Source organism: Anaeromassilibacillus sp. An250 (assembly GCF_002159845.1).
Classification (GTDB): Bacteria; Bacillota; Clostridia; order Oscillospirales; family Acutalibacteraceae; genus Anaeromassilibacillus; species Anaeromassilibacillus stercoravium.
In genome coordinates this window covers 104,061-127,432 of the sequence record NZ_NFJK01000004.1, presented here as the reverse complement: position 1 = coordinate 127,432, position 23,372 = coordinate 104,061, and the positions used below count along the sequence as shown (strand labels likewise).

Sequence of the window (23,372 nt, the reverse complement as noted above, 5' to 3'; positions counted from 1 at the left end):
TATATATATTCCATGAGTTTGCTATAACTAATTATATCTCTGGTTACTTAAATATGCAATTTCAATATTTGCTTATGGCTTTATTTTGATTTTCCCCGTATCTGGATTGATCAACACCACCGGCAGTTTCCTCACCTCTGCCATCCGCAGCGCCGCCTCCACGCCGCTCGGGCCAGCAGGCTCATCATCACACACAGCCACCAGGCAATCAGCGTGTTCTACCATGTAGGCAGTGCGCTCCCGATACCCCTGGGCGCCCACGATCTTGCTGCCCATTACAAACTGGTCGCAGTTTTCCTTCAGATGACGCAGCCGCTCCCGGCTCTTTGGGTCCCATCGCTCATCATGGCCCGGGAACGGGTAGACCAGCACGATTTCCAGTCCCTGGTACTCTTCCTGCCGGCCCATTTCCAGCAGGATTTCGCCGGCCCATAGATCGACGCCAAGGGCCCCACCAACATAGAACCGGCGCACACCGCGCCGGTACAGTTCCGCAAAAACATCGTGCAGCCGCTTCTTCAGGCGCTTGCACGAAGTCATATATTCCTGGTACTTAAACTTGAACCGCGTAGGCCGTTGACTGGTAATCGCGCACGAGTAAAGCTTGGACATCTCATCTCCTCCAGAAACTTTTTTCTCAATATAGCCCATTATACTTGCTATGGCTGAGTAAGTTCAACTATGGCCGCTTAATTTTTTATGTTATAGCGGATAAAATATAGCTATAGCATGGAGGGTTGCGAATGGGCGAACTTTTGAAAGAAATGGGCCAGCGGATACTGGACCGGCGCAAACAACTAAAATTGACACAAGAGGCTCTGGCCAAGATGGCACATGTCACGCCACAGACCGTTTCGACTGCGGAGCTTGGCACAAAAGCCATGCGGCCTGAAACGATGTTAAAGATCTGCGATGCGCTTGACATCAGCACAGACTATCTGCTGCGCGGTCAGGTCATGGAAGGCGACACACGCGTGCTCAATCAAAAGGTCTCGTCATTGACCCCCTGCCAATACCGGCATTTAGAAAATATTATCGACAACTTTATCGCGGCTATACAGGAAGAAAAAGAGGTATGAGCGCCAGCGGCAACGCAGCCCTCATACCTCTTTTTTATATCATCTCCCCTGGCGAAAAGCCTCCATTGTGCTGGAGATCAGGCCGAGGATGGCAGCATCCGCCTCCGATGCCTCTCCCAGCTCTGGCGCATATTCCGGCTCCGGCGTCCGCTCCTGCGGCGCCGGGGCCGTTGTTATTTTCACATCCGAGCAGGCGACGGGGGCGCCGGCAGGCTTTTCAGAGTCCCTTTGCTCCTGGCGCAAGATCTCCCGCACAATGGCTTCAATGGCGGCCCGGTCTATGGGCGGAGCTGCCGCCCTTACCGGCTGGGGATCATCTGCAAAGTGAGTATTGTAGAAAACGACTGCATTGGCGATATACTGTGCTTTCCCGTGGTCAGGCTGCTTTTCCAGCAGTTCGACAGTTGCCAGATGGATCGGGTCACTGATATTGAACCGCAGGGAAAACCGCCCTCGTTCTTTCTTAACAGCCATAGCCGTCACCTGCCCACAGCCTCAAGGCGGTACAGATACTCATAGCCGGCTGCATTGGCATTGATATTCGAGACGAACAACGGCTTTCCCACTTTTCCGGATGCCTCAATCTGCCGACGCAGCAGGATGGCGCCGCCGCCCACAAAGACCACCGTGCAGTAGCGCAAGTCCAGCATCCGCTCCCGCAAGGTGCTGAACAGGTCGTTGACGAACTCCTGTGCCAGCTGCTCCACCAGCCGGACCACCGACGGCGGGTACTGCGTCTGCTTGCCGGTGAGAATGGCGTCCACATCCCCCTCATCCAGCAGCAGATCCAATTCCGCATTGCCCCTGGACCTGATCTTATTGTAAAGCAGGATTACGCCGTTTTCCAGCGAATCACAGGAGCTGAGGTCGGCTTTTCCATTTTTCATCAGCAGGTAGTCTGCCGTGAAGCCGCCAATGTCCACCACTACCGCCTTGGCCTCATTCATCAGCGTATGGAGCATGGTGGCCGCCGCCGCGTATGCCTGGGGATAGCAGGCCACATCATCAATGCTGATGGCATAGTGCTTGTCCCGGTACTGGAATTCTACGATCCCTTTCTTCTGGAAATAGGCAGTGAACTTTTCTGCCTGGGCGCCGAAGTGGGCCGGCGGCAGCCCCACCGGCAGCTGGATGTGGTACAGTTCTTTCTCGTCAACGCCGCGGGCCGTCAATTCCTCCGCAATCGCAATCAGGGTGAGGATAAAGAAGCGGTCATCCCCAGTCTTGTCCTTGCGGTAGGGAATGCGCTCGTTGGAGAGCGTATAGTAGTTGCCGCCGTATTGCAGGCTCGGCCCGAACGGCCGGGTCATGCTCTGCTGCAGGCCGGAAACGAACGGGACGCAGTGAACCGTCTTGATTTGTTTATTACCATGATCGACACCAATTAACATAGGTGAATGCCTCCTTTTTTTGCTTTATACATATCCTTTACGCCTGGATGACGCCTTTCTCAACAGGCGAAAGCATATTTTTTTGAAGCCTATGTTTGCCGTGTTGCATGGCTACTGGATAAGAATAAAAATTAAGGGATACGGCACCGAAGTTATGACTTTGGCGCCGTATCCCTATCTGCTTACCCATGAGGTGTGTTTGCTCACTGCTTTCCATTTTCATCGAAGAAATCAGGATTAGCCAGCGTAGTATCTTTTAATCAACTCACAATGCTTGTTTCGACTTCAGATATGAAGTACAATGCTTTTGTAAATTTATTTCTTTGTGAGGTTTCTGTGACATTTGGTTGATAATTTATAAGGAAAAAGGATGTGAGTGAATGAGAATTTTAATGGTTGAGGATAACCGTCTTTTGAATAATACCCTTTGCTATAACCTGTCCGCTGTAGACCATGAAGTGGATTCTGCGCTAACGCTACTTCTGACGAACTTCTTGACTTGCTCAAAACAAAGCAAATGATGTGAAAAAGATTATAGGATGGTCGAAACCAAATAAAAAACGGAATGGAGCAGATGAAATTGATCAACTTTTCAAATTTTCAAAAAATCACCCTGCGTAATGTATTGCTTGTGACGCTGCGTAATGAAGTAAAATAAGGGCGAAAGGAGGTGAAGGCTATGTCAAAATACACGACTGGAGAAATTGCAAAGCTCTGCGGCGTATCCGTTAGGACAGTGCAGTATTATGATACCCGTGGTATTCTTACCCCCAGTGAACTCACAGAGGGCGGCAGACGGCTTTATTCAGAGGATGACTTGAAGCGGATGAAGATTATCTGCTTCCTTCGTGACGCTGGTATTTCAATCAACAACATCGGAGAATTGTTGTCCGAGGATGATCCCAGCAGTGTTATTTCTGTTTTGCTTGAACAACAGGAGCAGCTTCTTCGTGAGGAAGTATGCGAACGGCAAGCAAAACTTGATATGCTCGATGGCATTAAGCGAGAGCTGAAGGGCGTAGAAAATTTCTCCATCGAATCTATTGGTGATATAGCTTATGTGATGGAAAACAAAAAGAGGATGAGACAGCTACACGCGATCCTACTGATTACAGCGATTCCTATTGGCATAATTCAGTGGACATCTATCATTTTCTGGATTGTTGCAGGAATATGGTGGCCTTTTGCTCTCTGTGTTCTGGTAGCCGTTTTATATGCAATTTGGGTTACAAAATTTTATTTCAAAAGAGTTGCGTATATCTGTCCACAGTGCCATGAAGTATTTAACCCTAATTTCAAAGAAGCACTCTTGGCAAGGCATACCCCGACACTTAGAAAACTGACTTGTCCCTGTTGTGGGCATAAAGGTTTTTGTGTAGAAACTTACAGAAAGAAGGAAAATGAGAATGGATAAGATTATGGAATTTCTGCCGTTTTTGATCCCACTGGCAATCGTTCAGTTTATTCTATTGGGTTACACCCTTTATCACATTCTGACCCATAAAAATTATAAAAGAGGCAATCGTACTTTGTGGCTTGTTATTGCAATTATCGGCATGGAGTTTATCGGCCCGATCTTGTACTTCCTGCTTGGCAAGGAGGATTAACATGGATGTACTGGCGATACAAAACCTAAAAAAGCATTTTGGCAGCAAAGAAGTGCTTTGTGGAATTGATTTATCTGTGCCTGAACACAGCATTTTCGGTTTTATTGGTAAAAACGGCGCTGGAAAAACAACAACGATGAAAGCAATCCTTGGGCTTCTTAAAGCGGACAGCGGCGAAATCTATGTCATGGGTGAAAAGGTGCATTTTGGACAAACCAACACCAATAGGCACATCGGCTATCTGCCCGATGTGCCAGAATTTTATTCCTACATGACACCGATGGAATATTTATCGCTTTGCGGAGAAGTCTGCGGGATGGACAAAACTGACATTGTAACGAGAAGCAAAGAACTCTTGGAGCTGGTTGGTCTTGGGAAAGAGTATCACCGCATCAAAGGATTCTCACGGGGAATGAAGCAACGTTTAGGAATTGCACAAGCACTTCTAAACCGCCCCAAACTTCTGATCTGTGACGAGCCAACATCAGCACTTGACCCCGCAGGACGCAAGGAGATTTTGGATATACTTCTTGCGGCAAAGGAACAAACCACAGTGCTTTTTTCTACCCACATCCTTTCGGATGTGGAGCGTATCTGTACCGAAGTTGCCTTTTTGCACGATGGTAAAATTGCTATGCAAGGAACTATTGCAGAACTGCGAAACAAGAGGGTATCTGACGGATTTATCATTGAAATAGAACAAAAGGAAGTTGCTGATGTGCTTATCAATGTATTTGGTGATTTCCAATACACAGAGAAAAACTCTCTTGTTTTTCATGGCAGTGAGGATCGTTTCTTTGATATTATGAAGTATATCGCCGAAAACAGAATACCCATACAGAGAATTGAACGAATAGAGCCAACGCTTGAATCTCTGTTTTTGGAGGTGACAAAATGAAACCACTCCTTGCTTTTATAAAAAAAGAGTATCTTGAAGCTGCACGAACAGGTAAAATCACGATCCTCGCACTATTGTTTGCGCTGTTCGGAATTTTGAACCCTGCGATTGCGAAGATGACGCCGTGGATAATGGAAATGCTGTCCGATACATTGGCCGAGGACGGCTTGATTTTCACAGATATTCAAGTGGACGCACTGACCTCATGGACACAGTTTTTCAAAAACCTTCCTGTGGCACTTATCGCCTTTGTACTGATTTTCAGTGATATATTTACCAAAGAATACAAATCAGGGACATTGCTGCTTGTACTGACAAAAGGTTTGTCAAGATATAAAGTTGTGCTTGCAAAGACTGCGCTGCTGTTGTCGCTTTGGACAGTTGGCTATGGAATTTACTTTGCCATTACCTATGGATATAATGCTTATTTTTGGGATAATGGTATTGCGAATAACCTATTTTTCTCAGTAGCTATATGGTGGCTGTTTGGTGCATGGGTTATATGCCTTATTGTACTTTTTTCATCGCTGTTACAAAATAACACAGGTGTTGCCCTGTGTATTGGAGGGACAGTGCTGTTGGCATATTTATTGAGTGTCATACCGAAAGTAAAGGCATATTCTCCCATTGCCTTAATGAATACCAACTCGCTTTTGATGGGGGAGGCGGAAATAGACGCTTATATAAAAGCTATTGTTATTGCTGCTTCCTTGTGTATAGTATGCGTTGCTGTAAGTATTCCGATTATAAACAAGAGACAGCTTTGAGATGAAAATTGAAGATGTATTTGACTTCACTGATAGAATTCGGAAGTAATTGGAGGTGATCCACATGGGAAGTTTATAATTCTATCCTTCAGCGACGGCGAGGACGCCATCTTTGCGAATACTGTGACGGCCCTTGCTTCTGTCGCAGACTTCTCCACGGTGGCCGCCACCGCAGATGCACCACTGCTCTTTGGCTCCCTGCAAATTGACCCGCAGCGCAGGCTTGTGTGGCAGTCCGGCCAGATGGTGGCCCTGACGCCGATGGAGTTTGAAATTCTGCTCCTGCTGGCCCGTTGGCCAGGGCAGGTGTTCTCTGCCCGACAGATCTACGAGGCTGTCGCAGCGGACTCCTATGATGCCAGTTGGACAGGGATCTCCAGCATGGTCTATAAGCTCCGCCGCAAGCTGGGGGTTCACATCATCGAAACCGTTCGGGGCCACGGCTACCGCTTCACACCAAAATAACAGAACAGCGCCGTCCCGGCTCTACCGTGGGCGGCGCTGCTGTTATTTTGCAAAGGATTTAGTCCTCAACTTCTACATGGAGCTGACCAGCAATTTCTTCTACCGACATTCCATTTTTCATTGCCAGCTTAACGATCTCTTGGATCTTCTGCTTTTTCGTCTTACGAGGCTTGCGGGGCGGCTTGGGGGCCAGGATCTCCTGCTTCTTGGCCTCCAGAGATTTTATGCGTTCTCTGGCTGCGGTGATCTTCGCATCATACTCTGCCACAACAGACTCTTTTTTTGATTCCAGCTCTTTGATGGACTGATCTATCTTTGCGATTTTTTCGTCCATCTCAGCCGCTCTCTCCTGCGGGGTACGGCGCGTGCGTTTATTCTCGGACTCTGCCATTTTAAGATCACCTTTCCTTTGTGTATAAACTGGGTTGGCTTATGATGAAAGAGTACCATATAGAATGTCAAAACGCAAGAGCAGGAAGTCGAAACAGGCAGAGCTTGGCAACAGCTTTATCTTCTCGCCATCGGGAAGTCTTCTGACATTTCTCCCACAAATGCTCATGTGCCATAAAGTAACACAAGAATTTGATAGACAGCAGTCTGCTATTCCGTAAAAATAATTTATGCGCTGGTATGAAGTGACTTGACTATCATCAATGTTTGTGGTATATTTATATCATAAAGAGCGAAATATACCACATAATAGGAGGATAGGTTTATGAAATCAAAACGCTATTTATATGGGCTTATGGGCTTGCTCTCTCTATTAGGGTTTATTGGTATTTTCACAGAAGCGAAGTCTTTTCTTGCCTTCTTTGCCTTTGCAGTTGATTTTGAATATTTCTTCATCAAATCGGATGAAATGTTGGAGGAATACATGAATAAGTCAGCTTCACGCGCATTTTACTGCGGAATGATTTCCGTGGCACTCGTTTCTTTTGTTTGTTTCTTTGCTGGGCTAAAGGAAGAAAAAGAAGCACTGATAACAGGTCTTGCTTCTGGTTGGGCGGTATCCGTCGCAATCTATGCTTTATCTACTGCTTACTACGGCTTCAAAGAAAAATGGGGGCTGGAGAATGATAAAGAATAGAATTAAGGAGTATCGAGCCAAGTATGATATGAAACAGGAAGATTTGGCAAAGTTAGTGGGCGTTCGCAGAGAAACCATAGGGAATTTAGAAAAAGGCAGATATAATCCATCACTGGTATTAGCGTGGAACATAGCAAAAGTATTCAATGTTTCAATCGAGGATATTTTTAACGTTGAGGATTAAGTCATAAGTTGAAATAGCAAAGCCAGTCGAGCCAGTCAACGGTCAAGATGAACGGTGAACTGCCGTTGATAGTCCCGCTCGCCTTTGCTGGTAGGCAATCCAGGGGTGACAGCAAGAAATGCTGCCGCCCCGTACTATACTAAATAAAGTAAAAATACCGCCGGGCAGAAGGAAAATCCCTCTGTCCGGCGGCGTTGCGTTTGTTACACGAAGTCAGCGCGTAATTTAGGTATTAACGCTGTACTTGGCCTTTGCCAAATTCTCGGCGCCATCCAGGATGATGCCGCCGCAGATCCCTCTGCCGTAAGGCGTGTATTCTTCAAAAAAGAAGCTGTAAGGCTGGCTGTCATCATAAATGACAATCTTTTCTGTGCCACGCCACTGGAAATGTTGCTCCAGGACCCTTCCCAGCTTGCGTCGCAGAACGGGCCGCCGGGCAACCTCATGGAGATTTTTCCGGCTGTGGAACTCATAACGGGGCGTGGCCATCTCCGGGACGGAGAGGTGGCGCCATTCTGCGCCATCCATATCCTCTCCATTTTCCACGAAGACATGGAGCGGCTCATAGGGCAGCCGAATACTCTTCTGCCAGCCGTGTACTTTGCCGGCACCGATCTCCTGGAGCCAGGTGAACCGGATCTCCAGCATCTTCACGCCATCCGGTCCTTGCGTCAGCTGCAGGACGGCAAAGGAACCGCAGTCACTGGAAATCAGCCGGTTTTTGGGCCGCTGCTCCAACTGCTGGAGTTCGCTGCGCAGAATGGAAAAGCTGCGGGGAGATTTTCGGGTCCAGGATACGGTCCGAATATCCAAAATTTCCTTATTGCATTGTAATTTTACCAGTGTACGGTCATTCATAAGATTTATCCTCCTTTTGCGGCGCTGCCGTGCGCATCGCCGCCTGTTCTACGAGGAAAACAGTCCCCGTATATTGCTCTTTATGGGAAGTCACTGCGGCGCCTCCCATAGAATCCAGATACTGCTGTCCATTCTTGGACTTGGAGATATACACATAGAACTGGCTGCCGATATACTGATCGCGGTCATAGCAATCCTGATAACGCCTCGCCAGCACGGCGACGGCGCCGATGGCCGCCGCTTTCTGCGTCACCAGGGAAACGGCCATCTTCATTGCGGTTTCCGCTTCTTCATCGTTTAAGCCGGAAGTGTAGATGCGCTCCAAAAACAGGATCAACATTTCATCGCTGGCTCCCATTTTGCCCGCCGGCTGCTCCTGTGCCAGATCGGCAAAGGAAAAATCAAAGTCCGCGGGCCTTTGGAACGCCCCTTTCGTCAGCCGGATGCAGGCGCGGGCCACAATGTCTTCGCCTTTCCGAATCAAAATCATCTTCTTGTTGGAGTCGAAGGCTGCCAGCAGGCAGTCCCTCTGGCTCCCGGTCCAGCAGGAAAGGCAGGTGCTGTGGGGCAGTTCGCCCAGCCGCATCGTAAAGTAGAAATCGTCCGCTTCTTCCGCAGAGAACGGCCCCCGCTCCAGCGTGAGATTGCGTTTCCATGCGGCCTCCTGTACTTCGCTGATGGGATAGCGGATCTCCCGCTGCAGGTCGTCGGCAAAATATTTCAACGCATAGAATTGGCCCATCAGTTCGGCCTGTACGATCCTTCTCAGGGCCTCGATAGCCTTGTCGTTGCCTTGCAGGTAGCCGTACAGAGAGCGCACCATCGCACTGCCGCCGCGCAGCAGGAAATTGGTGACCGACTCCCTGTGCTGCTCCACAAATTCATCTGTAAAGGAAAATCTCTGTTTCAGATCGAGCCAGTCCTGGTCCATCGCCAAAACAGCGGCACGAACCTGCGTCCAGTTTTTCTGTCCGGCAATCACCGCCCCGTTGTTGAGCGCAAAGATCGCGTCCGCCTCGGACTGCATCTCCGGGATAAATACCCGCAGCTGCTCATATTTCCGCAGCAGCCACATGGCCGTCCTCCGGGTCAGGCCGCGGATGTGTCCAAAAGCGCCTCGATACCACTCACTGAACGGCTTTTCCAGCAGACACCGGGCAAGCTGTTCCAGTTCCTGGTCTTCCATGTGGTGGCTGACCAGCCCATGCTTCAATAGCTGGCGCAAAGTGAGCAGCCGTCTGTCCACGGAAAGGGGCGTCAGCATGGCATAGAGCCGGACATAGATTTCATCCTGCTGCCACAGCAGCCACATCTCTTCAAAGGTGTACTGCCTGCCGTCTTCCAGCAGGTCAAAATGGCTGCAGCCGCGTTCTACTGTATCGCACGCCTGCAGGTTCCTGGCTGTGAGGCTGTTGAGGTTGCAGTGTTCACAGAACTTATCCTCAAACAGCAGCGCATACCGTCCCAGCGAAAGGAACAGCTCGCTGTGCTCGCTCACCAAATCCAGAAAATGCTTCTTCCCATGCCGCACTGCATAAGTGAGGATAGGGAATTGATGGCGCCGGATAGAGCTGAAATCCAGATGGAGCCTCCCGGAGTACAGGGCATTGAGATAGCTCAGGTCATTTCGCAGGATCTCCTGCCGCTGTCCTTTGTCCAGCGGCGCTGTGTGCGAGATAAACCAGTTAAGGTCATATTGCCCCGCGTGATTTTCCAGCCACCGCTCAAAAAAGGCATCGAGGTCTTCGGTATCATATTCAAAGGCGGCCAGCAGGCGGCGGAATTTCATCACATCGGCCGTCTCTACCCTGCAAAGGTCTTTGAGCCGTGCCGCGTTCAGATCAAGCGCCACCCCCTGCCGGTAGAGCAGTGTCAGGACCCGCTGAAGGGGCTGGTTCTGTTCCAGCAGCTCCAGCGCCTCGCGCGCATTGTTGTTCCAGTTGAACAGGTACGGGCCGAGAAACGGCTGCCGCATCATGTTCTTCTGTGCGTCCGTCAATGCGGATAATTCCTCCCGTTCTGTGGCCGGGAAGGCATTGATGTTGTCAATGATGGCCTCTCCTTCTTCCTCATACTTGATAAACGGCAGGTAGAATTTCATGTAATAAAATCGCAGGGACAAAGGGATATCCGTTCCCGCTGCCGCCAGCACCTGTTCTTTGGGATACTGCGTCAACTGCTCATCGCAGGCTACAGCCGACTGGAGCATACTTGTGATCGACCGGTCATCCACCCCATCATTGCACAGCGCATGGTAGAGCGCCGCAAATTCCGGCGTCCGTACAAGTTCCTTTTGAATTTGCGTATTGTCATTTCCGGTGCGGAGCCTGTTCTGTAATTGAAAAGTTTCCACCCGCTCGCAGGTCTGGTCCAGGGCATCCTCCGGGAATTTTCCCGTCAATCCCAGTTTCAGGCCGCTGCTCTCCATGCGGGCGAGCAGGGCTAAATGCTTCAATGTGTTTGTCATGCTGCTTCACCTCCTACGATGGTTTGCACCATTGTCAATATCTCTCTGCGCGGCCGAGGCTCATACATCACAAGACTCCCGCACAGCTCAAAAAATTTCCACATTTCCGCCGCCTCAAGGGTCTGAGCGCAGCCTGCCGGCCATTCCAGCAATTTTTCATAGACCATACCCAGCGCAGCTTTCCTGATCTCACCAAAATGATATCCGTGCATGAACTGGATCAGGGATTCCGCGCTGCCATTATAGCAACTTGCCAGTTTCTCCTGACATTTCATGACCTGCTGCTGCCACTGGCGTTCCTTTTCCTGTTCTTCCTGTTCAGCGGTGGCTTTTCGGTCGGCCTCCATTTCTTCCTTGGAATAGAACCGCTCCTTTAACTGATTTACTTCGTAGCCACTGCAGGCATCGTGTGTCAGAAGCTGCCGCAGCACAGACGCCAGCAGCGGTTTGTCATAGATGCGCTGGATCACCGGGGCCTTCAGGGCACAGAGGACAAACGATTCATAGTATTCCGGCTCTGTCTGAAAGAGCGAGGCATCGATCCAGTCATAAAGCTGGCGGTGCTGCTCCGCTGTCAGGAACGGCCGGACCATAGAGAACGATTGGACTTTTTTGTTATAATAGCTTTCCTTCTTGACAAACTTCTGGTGGAAATAAAAGTTATCTCCGAAAATTTCCTGTAGCTGGGAGAAGGTGTACTGGCTGAACAGCTTTTGCGCGAACCGAAAGCACCGCCAGCTGGAGATTTTCAGCGCATATTCCTCTAAAAGCTCCAGAGGATGGGCACGAGCCCCGTCCCCCTTGTGCTGCTCAAAAAACTGCCACAAATTGATCTCCTTTCGCTCCACCAGCAAAACAAAGCTGCGAAGCGTAAGCCAATGGCGCTTGTTAAAATACTCAATATACTCCACACCAGTCAGGGCCTGATACCGCGTAAGCCAGCGCCGCAGCGGGATCGCCGCACGGGAACGGAGCATCTGCATGGTAAACAGTTCCGCATATTCCTCATTACTCAGCTCGTTTGCCAGAATGTCGTATCGCGGGTCGAATACATCGAAGCGATAAGGGAACTGTCTTTTAATTGTTTGATTCATCCAGAGGATAGTCTGGGGGGCTGTGGGTGCAAGCCCCGTCTGGATGGCTGCCCAGAGATCCTGATATCCCTCGTACCTGACCTCAAATTTCTTGTAAACCTGGAACAGCCAGCTGATGTACGCATAGATCTCTTCCGGCTGTCCATCCGGGCCGTTCAGCAGCATTCGGACGCAGGCCACCGCGATCTTTTCCGCCACAATGCCTTTGGATGAGAGCCGGTCCGGTATCCGGTCGGCCCACACCGCCAGGGAATTTGCCATTGTAATCTCTTCCATGCTGTACCCGGCAGTATGCAAAACCGAAAATTCCCGGCTGTCCGGCTTCATGTTCATGTAGGGCAGCTTCATCAGCGTCCGCAATACCAGATCGTTTTTTCCCCGATAGCATTTTGCCTCTTCAGCGTAGAAACGAATGAACCATTCCAGCACGCCAAAATCCCGTGCCATAGAAATCGTCCTTTCTGGTCCAAACAGCCGCGTCAGCTGCGGCCGCATGGCCTGATAGCCGGTCTCCGGATCATCAAACAGGGAGAGCACAAACAGAGCCTCCTCCGTCCTGGCGTATTCCCTGGAGGCCAGTTCATCCAGCCGCGTGCGGCGCCGGAGAGCGTCGGTTTCCAGCAGATAGAGCGCGCCTTGCAGGTAAACATCCGTCCCGGCGGTCCTGCGAAGTTTTTGAATAAAATCGTTCCGCTGATTGCCCACAAACATCGTGTCGGCCTGGCATCGGCGGGTGTAGCCCAGGGCCAGCGCAAGCGCGCGAAGAATGCGCATATCCGCGCCCAGCTTTTCCTCGAACCGCTCCAATACTTCACCGGGATAACGCAGGCTGTAGGTTTCAAAATAGCCGGAAACATTCTGATCTTCCTGCCAGATTTGTCTCGCTTCCAGCTGACGGTAAAGGATTCTCGCCTCACCGTCCTGGGCTGTCTGTACAACCAATTCAGCAAAGGCGTGATACAGCGTAAGATCTATGTCCTTCTGGAAGGTGCTGTATGCAGGTATAATTTCTTGGGTCACAATATTTCCCTCCTTTTCACTGCGGCCAATGCCCGCCGGTAGAATAGTTCCATTCAATCGTCCCATCTTCGTAGATTTGCGGTCCGTGCGCAGTCAGGCTCCAGCCGTCGGACAGCCTTGTGAAATAGGCTACCGTTTCCCACGGGCAGCTGCCCTCCACAAAGCCGGTACAGCGGTACTGTTTATTATTGCGGTTGGTATAAACGCGATTGACAACAGGGATGAAATACTTTCTTTCCATATGGTGTTCCTCCATAAAAATATAGGGAGAGGGCGCAGACCGCCCTCTCCCCATTGTCAAACTCTGATGAACCGACTGGTTAAGCCACACCGGCCATGCGGAAAAATTCCTCCGGCGTCAGCACCGGGATATCCAGTTCCCGCGCCTTGGACAGCTTGCTGCCGGCTTTCTCGCCGCAGACCAGATAATCGGTCTTGCGGGTCACCGAACTGCCGGCCACTGCCCCCAATGAGGCGATCAGGCTGTTCATCTCGTCGCGGGTGTAAGGCTCGACCTTTCCCGTGACCACAATGGTCTTTCCGGAAAAAGAATTGTCCCTGTTGATGGTCTGGTTGTCGGCCTCCACCGGTTTCTGAATGTTCATCATCATCTGCAATTCCTCCCAAATACAGAAATTTTCTTCCTTGTTAAACCATTCTTGAATGTTGTTGTGCAGCGTCTCTCCAAAGTCCGGGAGCTGTCGGAAGTCATAGCCCCCATAGACGGCATCCCGGAATTCGTCCAGACTGCCGTGAAATTCCCGGCAAAGGACCTTGCTGGCGGTATTGCCGACCATCGGGATGTCCATGGCGATAACATACCGCTCGAATGTCGTGCTGCGGCTCTGCTGGATGGCGTCCCAAAGACGCTGCCAGGACTTTTCACCGAAACCGTCCATCCGGATGATCTCATTCCTATGTTGATCCAGGCGGTAAATGTCCAGATAGCTGTGTATCCAGCCGCGGCCAATCAGCTTTTCCAGCGTTCCTTCCGACAGTCCCTCAATGTTCATGGCCTTTTTGCTCACAAAATGGACGAACTGTTTAAGGCGCCGGGTCTCGCAGGCGGCGTTGTCGCAGAACAGGGTCTTGATGACCCGTTCCTCGCCGTTTTCACCGCGGCCACTGGTTTCGTGGATTCTGGTCGGCTCTCCGCAGCAGGGGCACTGGTGCGGGATCACGGCATCCATAGAAAAATTGCCCCGGTCCAGGTTTTCCTCCACATGGGGAATGATCATGTTTCGCTTGCTCACCAGGATACGGCAGCCCGGCGCCAATTCCAGATCCTCAATGAAGGACAGGTTGTGCAGGCTGGCTCTGGACACTTCGCATCCGTCGATCTCCACCGGCTCAAAAATGGCAACCGGGGCAATCTCGCCGGTGCGGCCGGGCGTCCATTCAATCGTCTGGAGCTTTGTCTGGAACAAATCATCCTCAAATTTGAAGGCAAGGCCGTCCTTGTAGTGATGGCCCGTGCGCCCGCAGCTTTTGGACAGCGCGATGTCGTTGTAAGTAATAACGATACCGTCAATGGGAATATCAGCGTCCGCCGCATACTCCTTGAGCTGACGGATACCGTCCTCGGTTTCCTTCTGCGTCAAAGGGCGCTTGGTGACCATGTACTTGCAGGGCAGAAAGCCCAGCGGCCGCAGCGCCTTGAGGCGCTCCGACTTGCGAGGCAATTCCTCCATGCCCTCCAGCACATTGAACGGCATGAACATCAGTCGCCGTCCCAGGCAGGTCCCGGCGTCAAACAGGCGCACTGAGCCGGCCGCCAGATTGCGGCCGTTCTTGTAAGGTTTCCCATCGCTGTCCACCAGAGTGGTCTTCAGCTGTTCAAAATCGCTGGGGCGGATGAACGCCTCGCCGGTGACCACCAGGCGGTCTTCATATTGGATATTCTCGGGGATGCCGCCAATAGCGCGGGTGTTGTGGGTCACGATTTCGCCCACATCACCGTCGCCCCGGGTAGCTGCCTCCACCAATTTGCCCCCTTCATAGGTCAGTTTGATGGTAAGGCCGTCCAACTTGAGCATGAACATCACCTGATGCTCTCCCATAAAGCGGCACAAATCCTCCGCATTCTTCACTTTTTCCAGAGACAGCAGCGGAATCGAGTGATTTGTTTTTTCCAGTTTGCTGACCGCCGGGTATCCTACGGTATTGGTGGGCGAATTTGACATCTGGACGCCCGTTGCACTTTCCAGGTCCTGCAGTTCCTCAAACAATCGGTCATAGACCGCATCGCTGACGCTTGGGCTGTTGAGATTGTAATACTCATTCCGGTAGCGGTTGAGCCGGTCGTTCAGCTCCCGCTGCTTCATCAACAAATTCTGGTCCATCAGACCGCCTCCTTTTCTAAAACACGGAACGCCATAATCAGCGTCTCCGCCGTATGTTCGCTACGGGTGTACGACTTACACACCCCATCTTCAAATTCCCAGGTGCGCGCGGTTCCCCACCAGAGGATGGCGCCGCGCCCCTCGTTTGCCGCATTGAGCTTCGGATCGGGCGGATTGAGCGTTTTGGTATAAAAGCCCTGGGTATTGACCCAAGTGACCTCCCGCAGCTGCCCAATGCACCCCGGCCGGCAGTGGCCGATAACTTCCAGACGCATACCAGGCCGAAGAGCGCGTTTGAGCTGGTTCAGGTTTTTAATCATGCCGCACCATCCTTTCCCTGTCCGGGGCATACCGGCCAAAATTCAATTCCCGGATGATGCTCTGGATCGTCTCATCATCATCCCATTTTGCAGTGAGGACGGCCCGTTCCGGCCCCTCTCCTGTGTGTACGCTTACCTCGCTGCCATAAATCTGCATCAGCACATCGGGGCGCTGGGCGCAGACCACGGCCAGATTTCCAAGCTGTTTCATGGAGTTCTCCTTTCATGCCGTATAACGCCAGACCACTACCGGCCGGCTCAAATCGGCAGTCTCATAATTCTTTCGCACTTTGACGGGGCGGTAATTCCCATCCAGTTCGCATTCCACACTCTGTTCAATACAGCCTCCGTGCTGGGCCAAACATTCCCGGAACGCACGCAGGGTATCCAGACGCACCGCCAGCGGGTCGCTTTCCCTGCATCGCAGCTCCGCACAGTACACATATCTGTGTGGATTTCCCTTGATCAGAAAGCCATAGGTCATATACAGACGGCACTTGCGTTCCCGCTCCCGTTCGATATGTTTTACATAAGCTACACCAGCCTTACCGCCTTGGGTCATACAGAGATAGCCCATTTTCCGGCGCTGTTCACCTGACAGTGGGATCTGCTCCATTTTCTGTCCCGGCAGCCCTTTAAAAGCACGGAAACTCTCAGGCGCATATCTGTAACCGCGTATCTCATACTCAAATCCTTTTTTCCCCATCAGGGACCTCCATTCTATAAAAGTGGGCCGGACGCCCCGAAAGACGCCCGCCCGTTGAACCTGTCTCACGCGGCAGCAGGGAGTGCCTGCGGCTGCATGACTTCCGTATTTTCCATCAAATCGGCCAGCAGCACCTCTGCCAGCAGACGGCCGGCAAGATGCCCGGTGTGAATGATCACACGGTCTTTCTGCATCTGGATGAATTCCTCCTTCCGCAGCTCACGGCTCCGCTCAGCCAGCTTCAGGTCGCTACCGGTAAGACGGGCCGCTATGACCTTCTGCCATTTGAGCAGAAATTCCGTCGCCTGTTCGATGTCCTCATGTTGGCGGTCAAACAGGGTGCGCTTCTGACGCACTGTTCCATCCGGTTCAATCTCCAGAGTGTAGTAGGGATCGTTAGGTTCATCCGTCCGGCGCAGGAACAGAATGAAGCTCTCCCGGCGTTCTATACGGTCATAGTACCGTTCACCGGCGCCATCATTGCCGACACAGTGATGAAGCATCCGCCCCTCTTTGATGATCTCGAAGATGTTTTGGGGCGCGATCACCGTGTATTCTTCATCGGTGTAGGCATATTTGTTCTGCAGCTCCATGCAGATAGCATCGACATGGGGATATTTCGCCGCCATTTTCTCTGCCTGTTCCTCCAGACTCCCAGCTTCACCCTGGAGAACCAGCTCATCGTGCCGCTGACGCAGTTTGTGCACGCGGTAGACGATCTCATCACTGGTGTCATAGTGCAGCCGTTCTGCCATAGCCAGATAGTCCTGCCAGGTGGTCAGCGCCTGCCGGCAGCTGCCATCAAAATACTGTTTTTGCCGCTGCAAATAATTTTTGATTTGGACTAGGCTCATGCGGTCTGCAATAAACAGCAGATCTTTTGCGCTGATCCGTTCCTTTTGGAACCAATGCAGCATTTCATCGGGTATGCGCTGGCCTGTCTTTTTTTCAAGCTGCAGCCAGGCCAAGGTCTCTGTGTCTCCGTCCAACTGGCGCAGGCGGCGGAATTTTGAGGCATCCAGACCCAGAGCGCGGATCAATCCCGGCTCACTGGGACACAACACCAGTTTCCGCACGCTGTCGCAGTTATTGAAACACTCTTTTGTCAGCCGCTGCAGTCCAGCCTTCCAGATCTGCTCCATTTGGGGAAGCCGTTTCCAAACCGCCAGATATTTTTCGGGGTCGGTGATCGGATGACTTCGTATCCACTCGGCCAAGCCGGTTTGGCGAAGTTCTTTTTTCTCCAGGCTGGGCAATGTCTTTCCATATACCCGGCCGGATTGATCACCGTAATAAGCGTAATAGCAGGGACTTCCCGCGATCCACCGTGTTTCCCGCTGGCAGTACATTCCCCAGTAATAGGAACGAACCTCGCCGCTGTGGTCATAAATCGAACGCCGGAACTCATGCCAATAAGGCTCGCTGTGTGGCAGCCTGTCCTTTCGGTAGGTCCTGTTCGCCCAGAATTCCCGGATAACAAAACCATCCCTGCACCGCTGGATCAGATAGGCATAATACTTATCTGTTTGGAAATAGCCTGCGCGTCCCAATGCCTTGAACACCACAGGATGCCGGCAGCGGGTACAGCGTCCCTCTTTGTTGTGGTAGGGGTGCCCGGAAATGGGCACCTCCTTCCCGCAGAAGGTGCAGTAACCGGTTTTGGCTCCGCCGCGTTTGTAGTGGTAAAAGATAAAGTTTTCGCGCACGGCCACCTTGTCGGCCCAGTGCGCCCAATCCTTGGGCAGCTCCGGCACCTGGGCAAGATCCTGGTCCCACGGGTCGGTAATCCGTTTTTGGCGCCGCTCCAGCTGCTCATCCCGCACATTCCGTTGAAAATCGAGAATGCCGAGGGCGCCACCGCGCTCGCCGGAAAAATAGTCTTGAACCAGGGCCGCATCTTCCTCGCTGACCCAACAGGTAGCGTAGTAGTTCCTGCCATGCCATTCCAAACGGTCTAATTTGGCGTCCCGCCATTTTTTCTCCAAGTGATCGTAGGTCAGAAACTGGCGGTTTTCCTTGTCGAGAAACACCTCATAGACAGGGTTGTTTCCATCCAGCCGCAGATGATCCGGCAGGAAAAAAGCGGCTTTCAGAATGCCATCCTGCACCAGACAATTCATATATGCGAAATAGGTGCGGGTAGTATAGGTATGGCCGTAATAAGTCGTCTCCTTTTTGGGCTCGTCCGCCATCGCTGCTTGTTTCATCTCCGGCGATGCCGTCAGCATCGGCATCGCCAGAAGCATGGATTTCTTCAAATTAACTCACCGTCCTTTTCTCAAGATTCGCTCCATACCAGACATCCGGCAGGAGCGTCTTTCCATCAATGGTAGCCACCACGATCTGCTGGATGCTGCCGGTGGCCGGGTCCTCCTTGGCAAAGGCCAATACATCACCCTTCCGGCAGCCCTTGGCTATGGGGTCGGCGCCGCGGACGACCGCATAGCCACCCCGCGCTTCAGCCCTGTCCTTCCGAACATGCTTGTTCCACTTCCGCTTGGGGTGGTCTGCCATAAAGGCGAGGCCGTGGAGAAACAGTTCTTCTTTCGTCAGCCGCTTGAGGACCGTCAGTTCGGTGCAGGAGATCTTGGAATCCACCTCGTCCTCGTCGATGTCCCCGCCGGCGTTGACGATGTAATATTCCGAATGGTCTACATCGCCGTAATAGCTCAGGCAGTCTAACGGGTCCTCCGCACAATGGAATCCATTTTGGCGGCAGTTGGCCTTTTCCGTTACATTGAGGCCCATCTGAAACTGATAGTCAATGCAGATCATGCCGGGCCGAAAACCTTTATACGCAATCATACGCTGCCTCCTCAGCCGGCCTTTGCCATGCCAAAATCCATCAGGGACATCTGGCCGTCAGCAGCAGGCTTCTTTTCCGGCGCCGGCTTGGGCTCAGGCTTTTTCTTCTCGGCAGGCTTTTTCTCGGCTTTCTTTTTCTTGGAGGATTTCACGGAAGACTTGCCATAGTAGGGGCGGGGGACAAACTTTTCTTCCTGCTCCTGGTCCTCTTTGGCGTCCGGATCGCGGAAATAGTCCTCCGACCACTGATAGCACAGGTCATCCGGAATATCGCAGCCATACCCCTGGCTGCCCTGGCCCGGCTGGATGCCGTTTGCTTTCAATTCGTCCTGGATGTACTCCCATGCCTTGCGGCTGATGTACTGGAAGCAGTGAACCATCGTTTTCTTCGGGTGCATGGTGAGGCGGGCAAAGGCCGGATCTTCCAGGCACTTGGTCTGGATATACTCTGACACGCACTCCTTCATATTGCGCCGGGTCAGCTTTTCCACATCGCCGCTGACCCGCTGCATGGAAGCAGCCACCACCTCATCGTCGCTCATGGCGGCCAAGCGGTCCATCTGCTCCTGCAGGGCCTTCTTCTTTTCCGCCTGTTTCGCCTCCCACTCAGCCTTCCGTTTGGCTTCGGCGGCCTCATGCTCGGCACGTCGCTGTTCCTCGTCAGCGTCCGCATTGGAGGCATCGGCCTTGGCAGGCTCCGCCTGACCCTCATCGGCATTGTCCTCCTCATCGGTTTTTTCTGCGGGAGACTCAGCCTCGTCAGGCTGTTCCAGCTCTTCCGGGGCCTCATCCAAATCTCCGTCGTCCTCAAAAGCAGGCTGCGGCGCCGGCTCTGCGGCAGGCGGTACGGGCTGACGGTCAGCCGGCGGCACCGGCAGCTCGTCAAAGTTCTCCCTGTCCTCAAAAGCGCACTCGCGGGTGAGCGAGGCGGCAGACGGTTTGCGGCCTTCCTGCATATCCAGCGACATTTCCGAAAAATATCCCATAATAAACTCCTTTCCGTTGACAAAAATGGCATGGATCAGGATAAAACCTGTTCCATGCCATCGTTTACCTGTGTCACAGCACATAGAGTAGTGTGCTGAAGCTGTCGAAACAGTAACATATCACATTGGGATACTGCTCCGACCACTTTTTGATCCTGTCCTGCACCTCCTGGGCTTTCCGCTGGGCCGGGCCATTCCACGGCGGCGGGACCGTCACCGTAAAATATCCCTTATCCGTGCGGGGCCGCACATCAGCGTTCAGATGGGCGCATTGCTCCAGAAGCGCCAGAAGTTGCCCTCTCTTCGTCTCATTTACAACAACCATTGAAGCCTCTTTATGTCCCTTCTTTGATGTCCTTTTTGGCAAGCATGGGGGAAAACTTGACCTGCGGAAATTCATGCTCCCCATTGACATAGTAGTAGATCCTTCGTGGAGAATGGTCCAGTTCTACCACATCAGAGAGCGCCATTGGCCGCCCGTGGCAGCCCTCCGGCAGTTCCTCCCGGCAGTCAGCAAACAGGCGCTTCAAAATCTCTGCGTCGCTCTGTTCCACCGGGCAGTAGACTTCGCCAGACCCGGCCATGCGGTACATGGCGGCGGGCGGCTGTTCATAGCCGGCCTTTTGCAGCGCCGCAAGTTCCTTGAAAGCAAATGGGATCGCTTTTTGCTCGTCCAGTTCCAACTGATAGAGCACAAATCTCTGTTTCCGCCGCTGGGGTTCCAGCAGGGTGCCGAGGGCATCCCTGCCTTGCCGCAGGAAAGTTTCATGTTCCTCTCTGGTCAAACCAAGATACTCCGTCAGGCAGGTTTTGTTTTCAGCCAAGTGCTGCCATAGTTCGATGCAGTCCTCAATATGCGCCAGTTCACACAAACCGCGGAGGTACTGCGCCTTAAAACTAAGTCTATCGATCTCCTTTCTCCGTTGATTTTCCCGGCGAAGTGCCAGCTGCCAATCGTCAAATCCCTTATAGTTGGGATTCCAGGTCAGCCTCCGGCAGTTCATGCCATACTTCCGGGCCGTCAGATAAATTTTCGACGCCCCGGCCATCGTCATTTGATTGTTGTACTTGTCCATATCGTGGGCTTCAATGATTTCCTCCGTGCCGTTCTGCGCCAAAAGGGCAAACAACGGGTCCAGCGGGCTGGTGTTGTTGGCCCCGGCAATCGCGGCAAAGGTGCGCCCGGTCAGACAATGGGAAATATCTGCTTTCAGCAGCCCCTCGATCACATAGACCACCCGGGCGGATGGGTCACCGATCAGATGTACCGGGCTGCCGGAGCCTGTCCCGTCTGTCTTTGAGGAAGAGGAAAACCAGATGTACTTGGCCCCCGGTTTCTCCGGCGGGTCATCCTTGTGTTTCAGCGGTACATCCAGCATGATCTGAAATCCCTGAAGCCGGCCGTCAAAGCCTATGGCGGGAATCAGGATGCCGGAGGTCTTCTTATAAAATGCCATTGTCCAATGGCCGCTGTCGTCCCGGTAAAATCCGGGTACGCCCTGTACCCTGCATCCCTGTTTGATCAGCCGATCCGTGATAGAGCGGCATAAGAAGGGCGGCGGGGTACTCTTAAAGCCCAGCGACTCGATTTGTTCATCAGACAGCCCGCGCTTTGGTGAGCGCAGATGTTCCCGATGTGCCGGCCGCAGCGTAAGCTGGGCCAGAAGCAGGGATAGTGTCTGATGGATCTCGGCCGGGCTGGCTTTATCCGACTGCGGCACAATCTTTCGCTCGGAAGAAGAATGACCTGCAGCGGCCGCCCGGGCCCCCGAAGATGGGGACCCGGTGCTGGCCGGCTGCGGTTGAGCTTCATTCCCGGAGCGTGCGTGTTCCTCATGGGTATTGTCACACAGAGCTTCTGCAATCTCCCAATAAGCGTCAGAGGTTGTTGTGTGATTGAGTTTTGCATACAGCGCCAGCATTCCGCCATGTTCGTCGCAGTGATTGCACCGCCAGACATTTTTGACGAAATTGACATTCATCCGCCCGCGGCGGTCACCGCAGAACGGGCAGTCCACATAGACGCTGTTTGCCTGCTGGCGCCTGACCCGCAGGTGCAGCAGTTCCACAACTTCCATGATACCGAAGGGAAATTCATCCGGGTACGAGCCCATCTGTCATTCCTCCCTTCATGCCCTCGCCGGGGGCCATATCAGCCGGCCTTTTGAAGCGAATTCAAAACCAGCTGGGCGGCAGCGCGGACCATGTTGTTTTTGCTTTTGCCTGGGATCAAGTAATACCGCAGATTGACCGGGCGCTTCTCAGCCACCTGAGCAATCGTCATGCCCCGGCAGATGCCATCATCTACAACAACCTGCTGGGCCTGCTCCAGTGTCATGACCTTCAGGATATCCTCCACAGGCGTATCCTGTGTGTAAGAGGGAGCCTCTGCTACGGTATCCGCCGCGGCAGTGCCATCTTCGGTCTGCACCGGCTCGGCGGCAGGTTCAGGCTTCTCCATGTGCTGAACTGGCAGCTCCGTCACATTGCCGTGGACAGGCAATTCATCCGCCTGTTCATCCTCCGCCGCCGGCTGTTCCGCTTTTGGCGAAACCTCAACCGGAAGCCTATCAAATTTTTTCTCGGGCTCCACCGGCAGGTGCTGCTCCACCGTTTCCGAAACAGCGTTTTCCTCCGGCGGGGCAGTTGTCACGGTTGCCGTTCTTGCGGCCTCAAACGCCCCTTGCGGCGCTTCAATCGGTCTGGCAGGGGATTTCCCCTCGGCAGGCGTATCGCCCTTCTGAGGGGCGCTGTGGGGCTCCTGCTGGGGCGCCGCACACACTACCGTACTGGCGGGCGGTTCTACAGCCCTTTTTACGGGTGCTTCGCTCCTCTTTTCCATCGGACCGGCCTGGGCGTCGGCGCTTATCAGCTGGATGCCAAAACCGGCGTCCGTAAGGGCCTGACTCAGCGCCTCATTCTGGGCGGCTTTTACGAAATCGCGGCTGTCCTGAGTAGTCTGCTGGGCCGTGCTCATACTGAACGGCTCCGCGTCACTGCGGTCCAGAAACACCTTGGCCTCAAAAATTGCCATTTGCTCTGTGATCCGCAGCGCCGTCAGACGCATACGGCCATTGGGATGGGCCATGCGGAACCAGAGTTTCTGATAAGGCAGATCCAGCTTCAAGGTGTCTTTGGTGCGGCGGAGGAACTTGAGCGGGTCAAAGCCCGGCACCTTGTTCAGTTCAGCGGCCGCAGGCACAGTTTCGTACATCGTTTTCGCATTGTTTTCGTTCATGTTATATACTCCTTCCTGTGTAATAAATAGGAGACGCCGGGCAATTTTCTGCACCTTG

General features: G+C 52.6%; 26 protein-coding genes. 8 read left to right on the top strand and 18 right to left on the bottom strand.

Annotated features, from left to right (window positions below; translation table 11 throughout):
- Nucleotides 1–72: 72 nt before the first annotated feature.
- Nucleotides 73–612, bottom strand: coding sequence for an SLOG family protein (locus B5F54_RS04880; protein WP_242969635.1), 540 nt, complete (start codon nt 610–612; stop codon nt 73–75).
- A 131-nt stretch (nt 613–743) separates the two neighbouring features.
- Between B5F54_RS04880 and B5F54_RS04875 the strand changes: the two genes are divergently transcribed.
- Nucleotides 744–1,079, top strand: coding sequence for a helix-turn-helix domain-containing protein (locus B5F54_RS04875; protein WP_087231295.1), 336 nt, complete (start codon nt 744–746; stop codon nt 1,077–1,079).
- Between the two features lie 39 nt (nt 1,080–1,118).
- Here B5F54_RS04875 and B5F54_RS04870 read toward each other — a convergent pair whose 3' ends face one another.
- Together B5F54_RS04870 and B5F54_RS04865 are read right to left on the bottom strand one after the other, a co-directional pair.
- Nucleotides 1,119–1,553: a hypothetical protein gene (locus tag B5F54_RS04870; protein ID WP_087231292.1), complete on the bottom strand. Its 435-nt coding sequence runs from the start codon at nt 1,551–1,553 to the stop codon at nt 1,119–1,121.
- A 5-nt stretch (nt 1,554–1,558) separates the two neighbouring features.
- The gene (locus B5F54_RS04865; protein WP_087231289.1) at nt 1,559–2,470 is read right to left on the bottom strand and encodes a ParM/StbA family protein; all 912 of its coding nucleotides are present in this window, start codon (nt 2,468–2,470) and stop codon (nt 1,559–1,561) included.
- A 679-nt stretch (nt 2,471–3,149) separates the two neighbouring features.
- On the opposite strand from B5F54_RS04865, the gene B5F54_RS04860 reads away from it, so the two are divergent.
- The 5 genes from B5F54_RS04860 (at nt 3,150) to B5F54_RS04840 (ending at nt 6,207) form a co-directional block, all read left to right on the top strand.
- Nucleotides 3,150–3,884: a MerR family transcriptional regulator gene (locus B5F54_RS04860; protein WP_087231287.1), complete on the top strand. Its 735-nt coding sequence runs from the start codon at nt 3,150–3,152 to the stop codon at nt 3,882–3,884.
- Nucleotides 3,877–4,077 (top strand): PLDc N-terminal domain-containing protein, encoded by a 201-nt coding sequence (locus tag B5F54_RS04855; protein WP_087231284.1) that lies wholly within the window; start codon nt 3,877–3,879, stop codon nt 4,075–4,077. Before B5F54_RS04860 ends, B5F54_RS04855 begins: the two co-directional genes overlap by 8 nt.
- Nucleotide 4,078: 1 nt before the next feature.
- Nucleotides 4,079–4,975 (top strand): ABC transporter ATP-binding protein, encoded by an 897-nt coding sequence (locus tag B5F54_RS04850; protein ID WP_087231280.1) that lies wholly within the window; start codon nt 4,079–4,081, stop codon nt 4,973–4,975.
- Nucleotides 4,972–5,742 carry an ABC transporter permease gene (locus B5F54_RS04845; RefSeq protein ID WP_087231277.1) on the top strand — a complete coding sequence of 257 codons (771 nt, stop codon included), beginning with the start codon at nt 4,972–4,974 and terminating at the stop codon, nt 5,740–5,742. Before B5F54_RS04850 ends, B5F54_RS04845 begins: the two co-directional genes overlap by 4 nt.
- Nucleotides 5,743–5,865: 123 nt before the next feature.
- Nucleotides 5,866–6,207: a winged helix-turn-helix domain-containing protein gene (locus B5F54_RS04840; protein ID WP_242969634.1), complete on the top strand. Its 342-nt coding sequence runs from the start codon at nt 5,866–5,868 to the stop codon at nt 6,205–6,207.
- A 58-nt stretch (nt 6,208–6,265) separates the two neighbouring features.
- Here B5F54_RS04840 and B5F54_RS04835 read toward each other — a convergent pair whose 3' ends face one another.
- Entirely contained in the window at nt 6,266–6,598 is a 333-nt protein-coding gene (locus B5F54_RS04835) for a hypothetical protein (RefSeq protein WP_087231271.1), read from the bottom strand.
- 324 nt (nt 6,599–6,922) lie between these two features.
- Here B5F54_RS04835 and B5F54_RS04830 point away from each other — a divergent pair, with 324 nt between their 5' ends.
- Both B5F54_RS04830 and B5F54_RS04825 read left to right on the top strand, forming a co-directional pair.
- Complete coding sequence (locus B5F54_RS04830; RefSeq protein WP_087231268.1) at nt 6,923–7,294, top strand: DUF3796 domain-containing protein; 372 nt, start codon at nt 6,923–6,925, stop codon at nt 7,292–7,294.
- On the top strand, nt 7,281–7,478 hold the full coding sequence (locus tag B5F54_RS04825; RefSeq protein ID WP_087231265.1) for a helix-turn-helix transcriptional regulator: 198 nt from the start codon (nt 7,281–7,283) through the stop codon (nt 7,476–7,478). The genes B5F54_RS04830 and B5F54_RS04825 overlap by 14 nt, the downstream gene beginning before the upstream one ends.
- Nucleotides 7,479–7,703: 225 nt before the next feature.
- On the opposite strand, the gene B5F54_RS04820 is transcribed toward B5F54_RS04825, so the two are convergent.
- The 14 genes from B5F54_RS04820 to B5F54_RS04755 all read right to left on the bottom strand — a co-directional run bounded on the left by B5F54_RS04820 (nt 7,704) and on the right by B5F54_RS04755 (nt 23,314).
- A complete protein-coding gene (locus tag B5F54_RS04820) occupies nt 7,704–8,336 on the bottom strand; it encodes a hypothetical protein (protein WP_087231263.1) in 633 nt (210 codons plus the stop codon).
- On the bottom strand, nt 8,329–10,803 hold the full coding sequence (locus tag B5F54_RS04815) for a hypothetical protein (RefSeq protein ID WP_087231260.1): 2,475 nt from the start codon (nt 10,801–10,803) through the stop codon (nt 8,329–8,331). The genes B5F54_RS04820 and B5F54_RS04815 overlap by 8 nt, the downstream gene beginning before the upstream one ends.
- Entirely contained in the window at nt 10,800–12,917 is a 2,118-nt protein-coding gene (locus tag B5F54_RS04810; protein ID WP_087231257.1) for a hypothetical protein, read from the bottom strand. The genes B5F54_RS04815 and B5F54_RS04810 overlap by 4 nt, the downstream gene beginning before the upstream one ends.
- A gap of 16 nt (nt 12,918–12,933) precedes the next feature.
- Entirely contained in the window at nt 12,934–13,158 is a 225-nt protein-coding gene (locus tag B5F54_RS04805; protein WP_040647389.1) for a hypothetical protein, read from the bottom strand.
- Between the two features lie 79 nt (nt 13,159–13,237).
- Nucleotides 13,238–15,259: an NAD-dependent DNA ligase LigA gene (gene ligA / locus B5F54_RS04800; protein ID WP_058963797.1), complete on the bottom strand. Its 2,022-nt coding sequence runs from the start codon at nt 15,257–15,259 to the stop codon at nt 13,238–13,240.
- Complete coding sequence (locus tag B5F54_RS04795; RefSeq protein ID WP_087231254.1) at nt 15,259–15,579, bottom strand: hypothetical protein; 321 nt, start codon at nt 15,577–15,579, stop codon at nt 15,259–15,261. The genes ligA and B5F54_RS04795 overlap by 1 nt, the downstream gene beginning before the upstream one ends.
- Nucleotides 15,572–15,790, bottom strand: coding sequence for a hypothetical protein (locus B5F54_RS04790; RefSeq protein WP_006573947.1), 219 nt, complete (start codon nt 15,788–15,790; stop codon nt 15,572–15,574). Before B5F54_RS04790 ends, B5F54_RS04795 begins: the two co-directional genes overlap by 8 nt.
- Before the next feature lie 12 nt (nt 15,791–15,802).
- A complete protein-coding gene (locus tag B5F54_RS04785; RefSeq protein ID WP_087231251.1) occupies nt 15,803–16,285 on the bottom strand; it encodes a hypothetical protein in 483 nt (160 codons plus the stop codon).
- 65 nt (nt 16,286–16,350) lie between these two features.
- Nucleotides 16,351–18,543 carry a PcfJ domain-containing protein gene (locus tag B5F54_RS04780; RefSeq protein ID WP_087231248.1) on the bottom strand — a complete coding sequence of 731 codons (2,193 nt, stop codon included), beginning with the start codon at nt 18,541–18,543 and terminating at the stop codon, nt 16,351–16,353.
- 1 nt (nt 18,544) lies between these two features.
- Nucleotides 18,545–19,090, bottom strand: a complete 546-nt coding sequence (locus tag B5F54_RS04775) for a DUF7666 domain-containing protein (RefSeq protein ID WP_087231245.1) — start codon at nt 19,088–19,090, stop codon at nt 18,545–18,547.
- Between the two features lie 11 nt (nt 19,091–19,101).
- Nucleotides 19,102–20,076, bottom strand: coding sequence for a Cas9 inhibitor AcrIIA9 family protein (locus B5F54_RS04770; RefSeq protein ID WP_242969633.1), 975 nt, complete (start codon nt 20,074–20,076; stop codon nt 19,102–19,104).
- A gap of 73 nt (nt 20,077–20,149) precedes the next feature.
- Nucleotides 20,150–20,401, bottom strand: coding sequence for a hypothetical protein (locus B5F54_RS04765; protein ID WP_058963802.1), 252 nt, complete (start codon nt 20,399–20,401; stop codon nt 20,150–20,152).
- A 10-nt stretch (nt 20,402–20,411) separates the two neighbouring features.
- A complete protein-coding gene (locus B5F54_RS04760; protein WP_087231238.1) occupies nt 20,412–22,190 on the bottom strand; it encodes a YodL domain-containing protein in 1,779 nt (592 codons plus the stop codon).
- Nucleotides 22,191–22,228: 38 nt separating this feature from the next.
- Nucleotides 22,229–23,314, bottom strand: coding sequence for a hypothetical protein (locus B5F54_RS04755; RefSeq protein WP_087231235.1), 1,086 nt, complete (start codon nt 23,312–23,314; stop codon nt 22,229–22,231).
- Nucleotides 23,315–23,372: the final 58 nt, after the last annotated feature.

What these genes read in the sequence shown, in the direction of transcription:
- B5F54_RS04880 (WP_242969635.1), bottom strand. Translation starts at nt 612, where the DNA reads ATGTCCAAGCTTTACTCGTGCGCGATTACCAGTCAACGGCCTACGCGG.
- B5F54_RS04875 (WP_087231295.1), top strand. Translation starts at nt 744, where the DNA reads ATGGGCGAACTTTTGAAAGAAATGGGCCAGCGGATACTGGACCGGCGC.
- B5F54_RS04870 (WP_087231292.1), bottom strand. Translation starts at nt 1,553, where the DNA reads ATGGCTGTTAAGAAAGAACGAGGGCGGTTTTCCCTGCGGTTCAATATC.
- B5F54_RS04865 (WP_087231289.1), bottom strand. Translation starts at nt 2,470, where the DNA reads ATGTTAATTGGTGTCGATCATGGTAATAAACAAATCAAGACGGTTCAC.
- B5F54_RS04860 (WP_087231287.1), top strand. Translation starts at nt 3,150, where the DNA reads ATGTCAAAATACACGACTGGAGAAATTGCAAAGCTCTGCGGCGTATCC.
- B5F54_RS04855 (WP_087231284.1), top strand. Translation starts at nt 3,877, where the DNA reads ATGGATAAGATTATGGAATTTCTGCCGTTTTTGATCCCACTGGCAATC.
- B5F54_RS04850 (WP_087231280.1), top strand. Translation starts at nt 4,079, where the DNA reads ATGGATGTACTGGCGATACAAAACCTAAAAAAGCATTTTGGCAGCAAA.
- B5F54_RS04845 (WP_087231277.1), top strand. Translation starts at nt 4,972, where the DNA reads ATGAAACCACTCCTTGCTTTTATAAAAAAAGAGTATCTTGAAGCTGCA.
- B5F54_RS04835 (WP_087231271.1), bottom strand. Translation starts at nt 6,598, where the DNA reads ATGGCAGAGTCCGAGAATAAACGCACGCGCCGTACCCCGCAGGAGAGA.
- B5F54_RS04830 (WP_087231268.1), top strand. Translation starts at nt 6,923, where the DNA reads ATGAAATCAAAACGCTATTTATATGGGCTTATGGGCTTGCTCTCTCTA.
- B5F54_RS04825 (WP_087231265.1), top strand. Translation starts at nt 7,281, where the DNA reads ATGATAAAGAATAGAATTAAGGAGTATCGAGCCAAGTATGATATGAAA.
- B5F54_RS04820 (WP_087231263.1), bottom strand. Translation starts at nt 8,336, where the DNA reads ATGAATGACCGTACACTGGTAAAATTACAATGCAATAAGGAAATTTTG.
- B5F54_RS04815 (WP_087231260.1), bottom strand. Translation starts at nt 10,803, where the DNA reads ATGACAAACACATTGAAGCATTTAGCCCTGCTCGCCCGCATGGAGAGC.
- B5F54_RS04805 (WP_040647389.1), bottom strand. Translation starts at nt 13,158, where the DNA reads ATGGAAAGAAAGTATTTCATCCCTGTTGTCAATCGCGTTTATACCAAC.
- ligA (WP_058963797.1), bottom strand. Translation starts at nt 15,259, where the DNA reads ATGGACCAGAATTTGTTGATGAAGCAGCGGGAGCTGAACGACCGGCTC.
- B5F54_RS04795 (WP_087231254.1), bottom strand. Translation starts at nt 15,579, where the DNA reads ATGATTAAAAACCTGAACCAGCTCAAACGCGCTCTTCGGCCTGGTATG.
- B5F54_RS04790 (WP_006573947.1), bottom strand. Translation starts at nt 15,790, where the DNA reads ATGAAACAGCTTGGAAATCTGGCCGTGGTCTGCGCCCAGCGCCCCGAT.
- B5F54_RS04785 (WP_087231251.1), bottom strand. Translation starts at nt 16,285, where the DNA reads ATGGGGAAAAAAGGATTTGAGTATGAGATACGCGGTTACAGATATGCG.
- B5F54_RS04775 (WP_087231245.1), bottom strand. Translation starts at nt 19,090, where the DNA reads ATGATTGCGTATAAAGGTTTTCGGCCCGGCATGATCTGCATTGACTAT.
- B5F54_RS04770 (WP_242969633.1), bottom strand. Translation starts at nt 20,076, where the DNA reads ATGGGATATTTTTCGGAAATGTCGCTGGATATGCAGGAAGGCCGCAAA.
- B5F54_RS04765 (WP_058963802.1), bottom strand. Translation starts at nt 20,401, where the DNA reads ATGGTTGTTGTAAATGAGACGAAGAGAGGGCAACTTCTGGCGCTTCTG.
- B5F54_RS04760 (WP_087231238.1), bottom strand. Translation starts at nt 22,190, where the DNA reads ATGGGCTCGTACCCGGATGAATTTCCCTTCGGTATCATGGAAGTTGTG.
- B5F54_RS04755 (WP_087231235.1), bottom strand. Translation starts at nt 23,314, where the DNA reads ATGAACGAAAACAATGCGAAAACGATGTACGAAACTGTGCCTGCGGCC.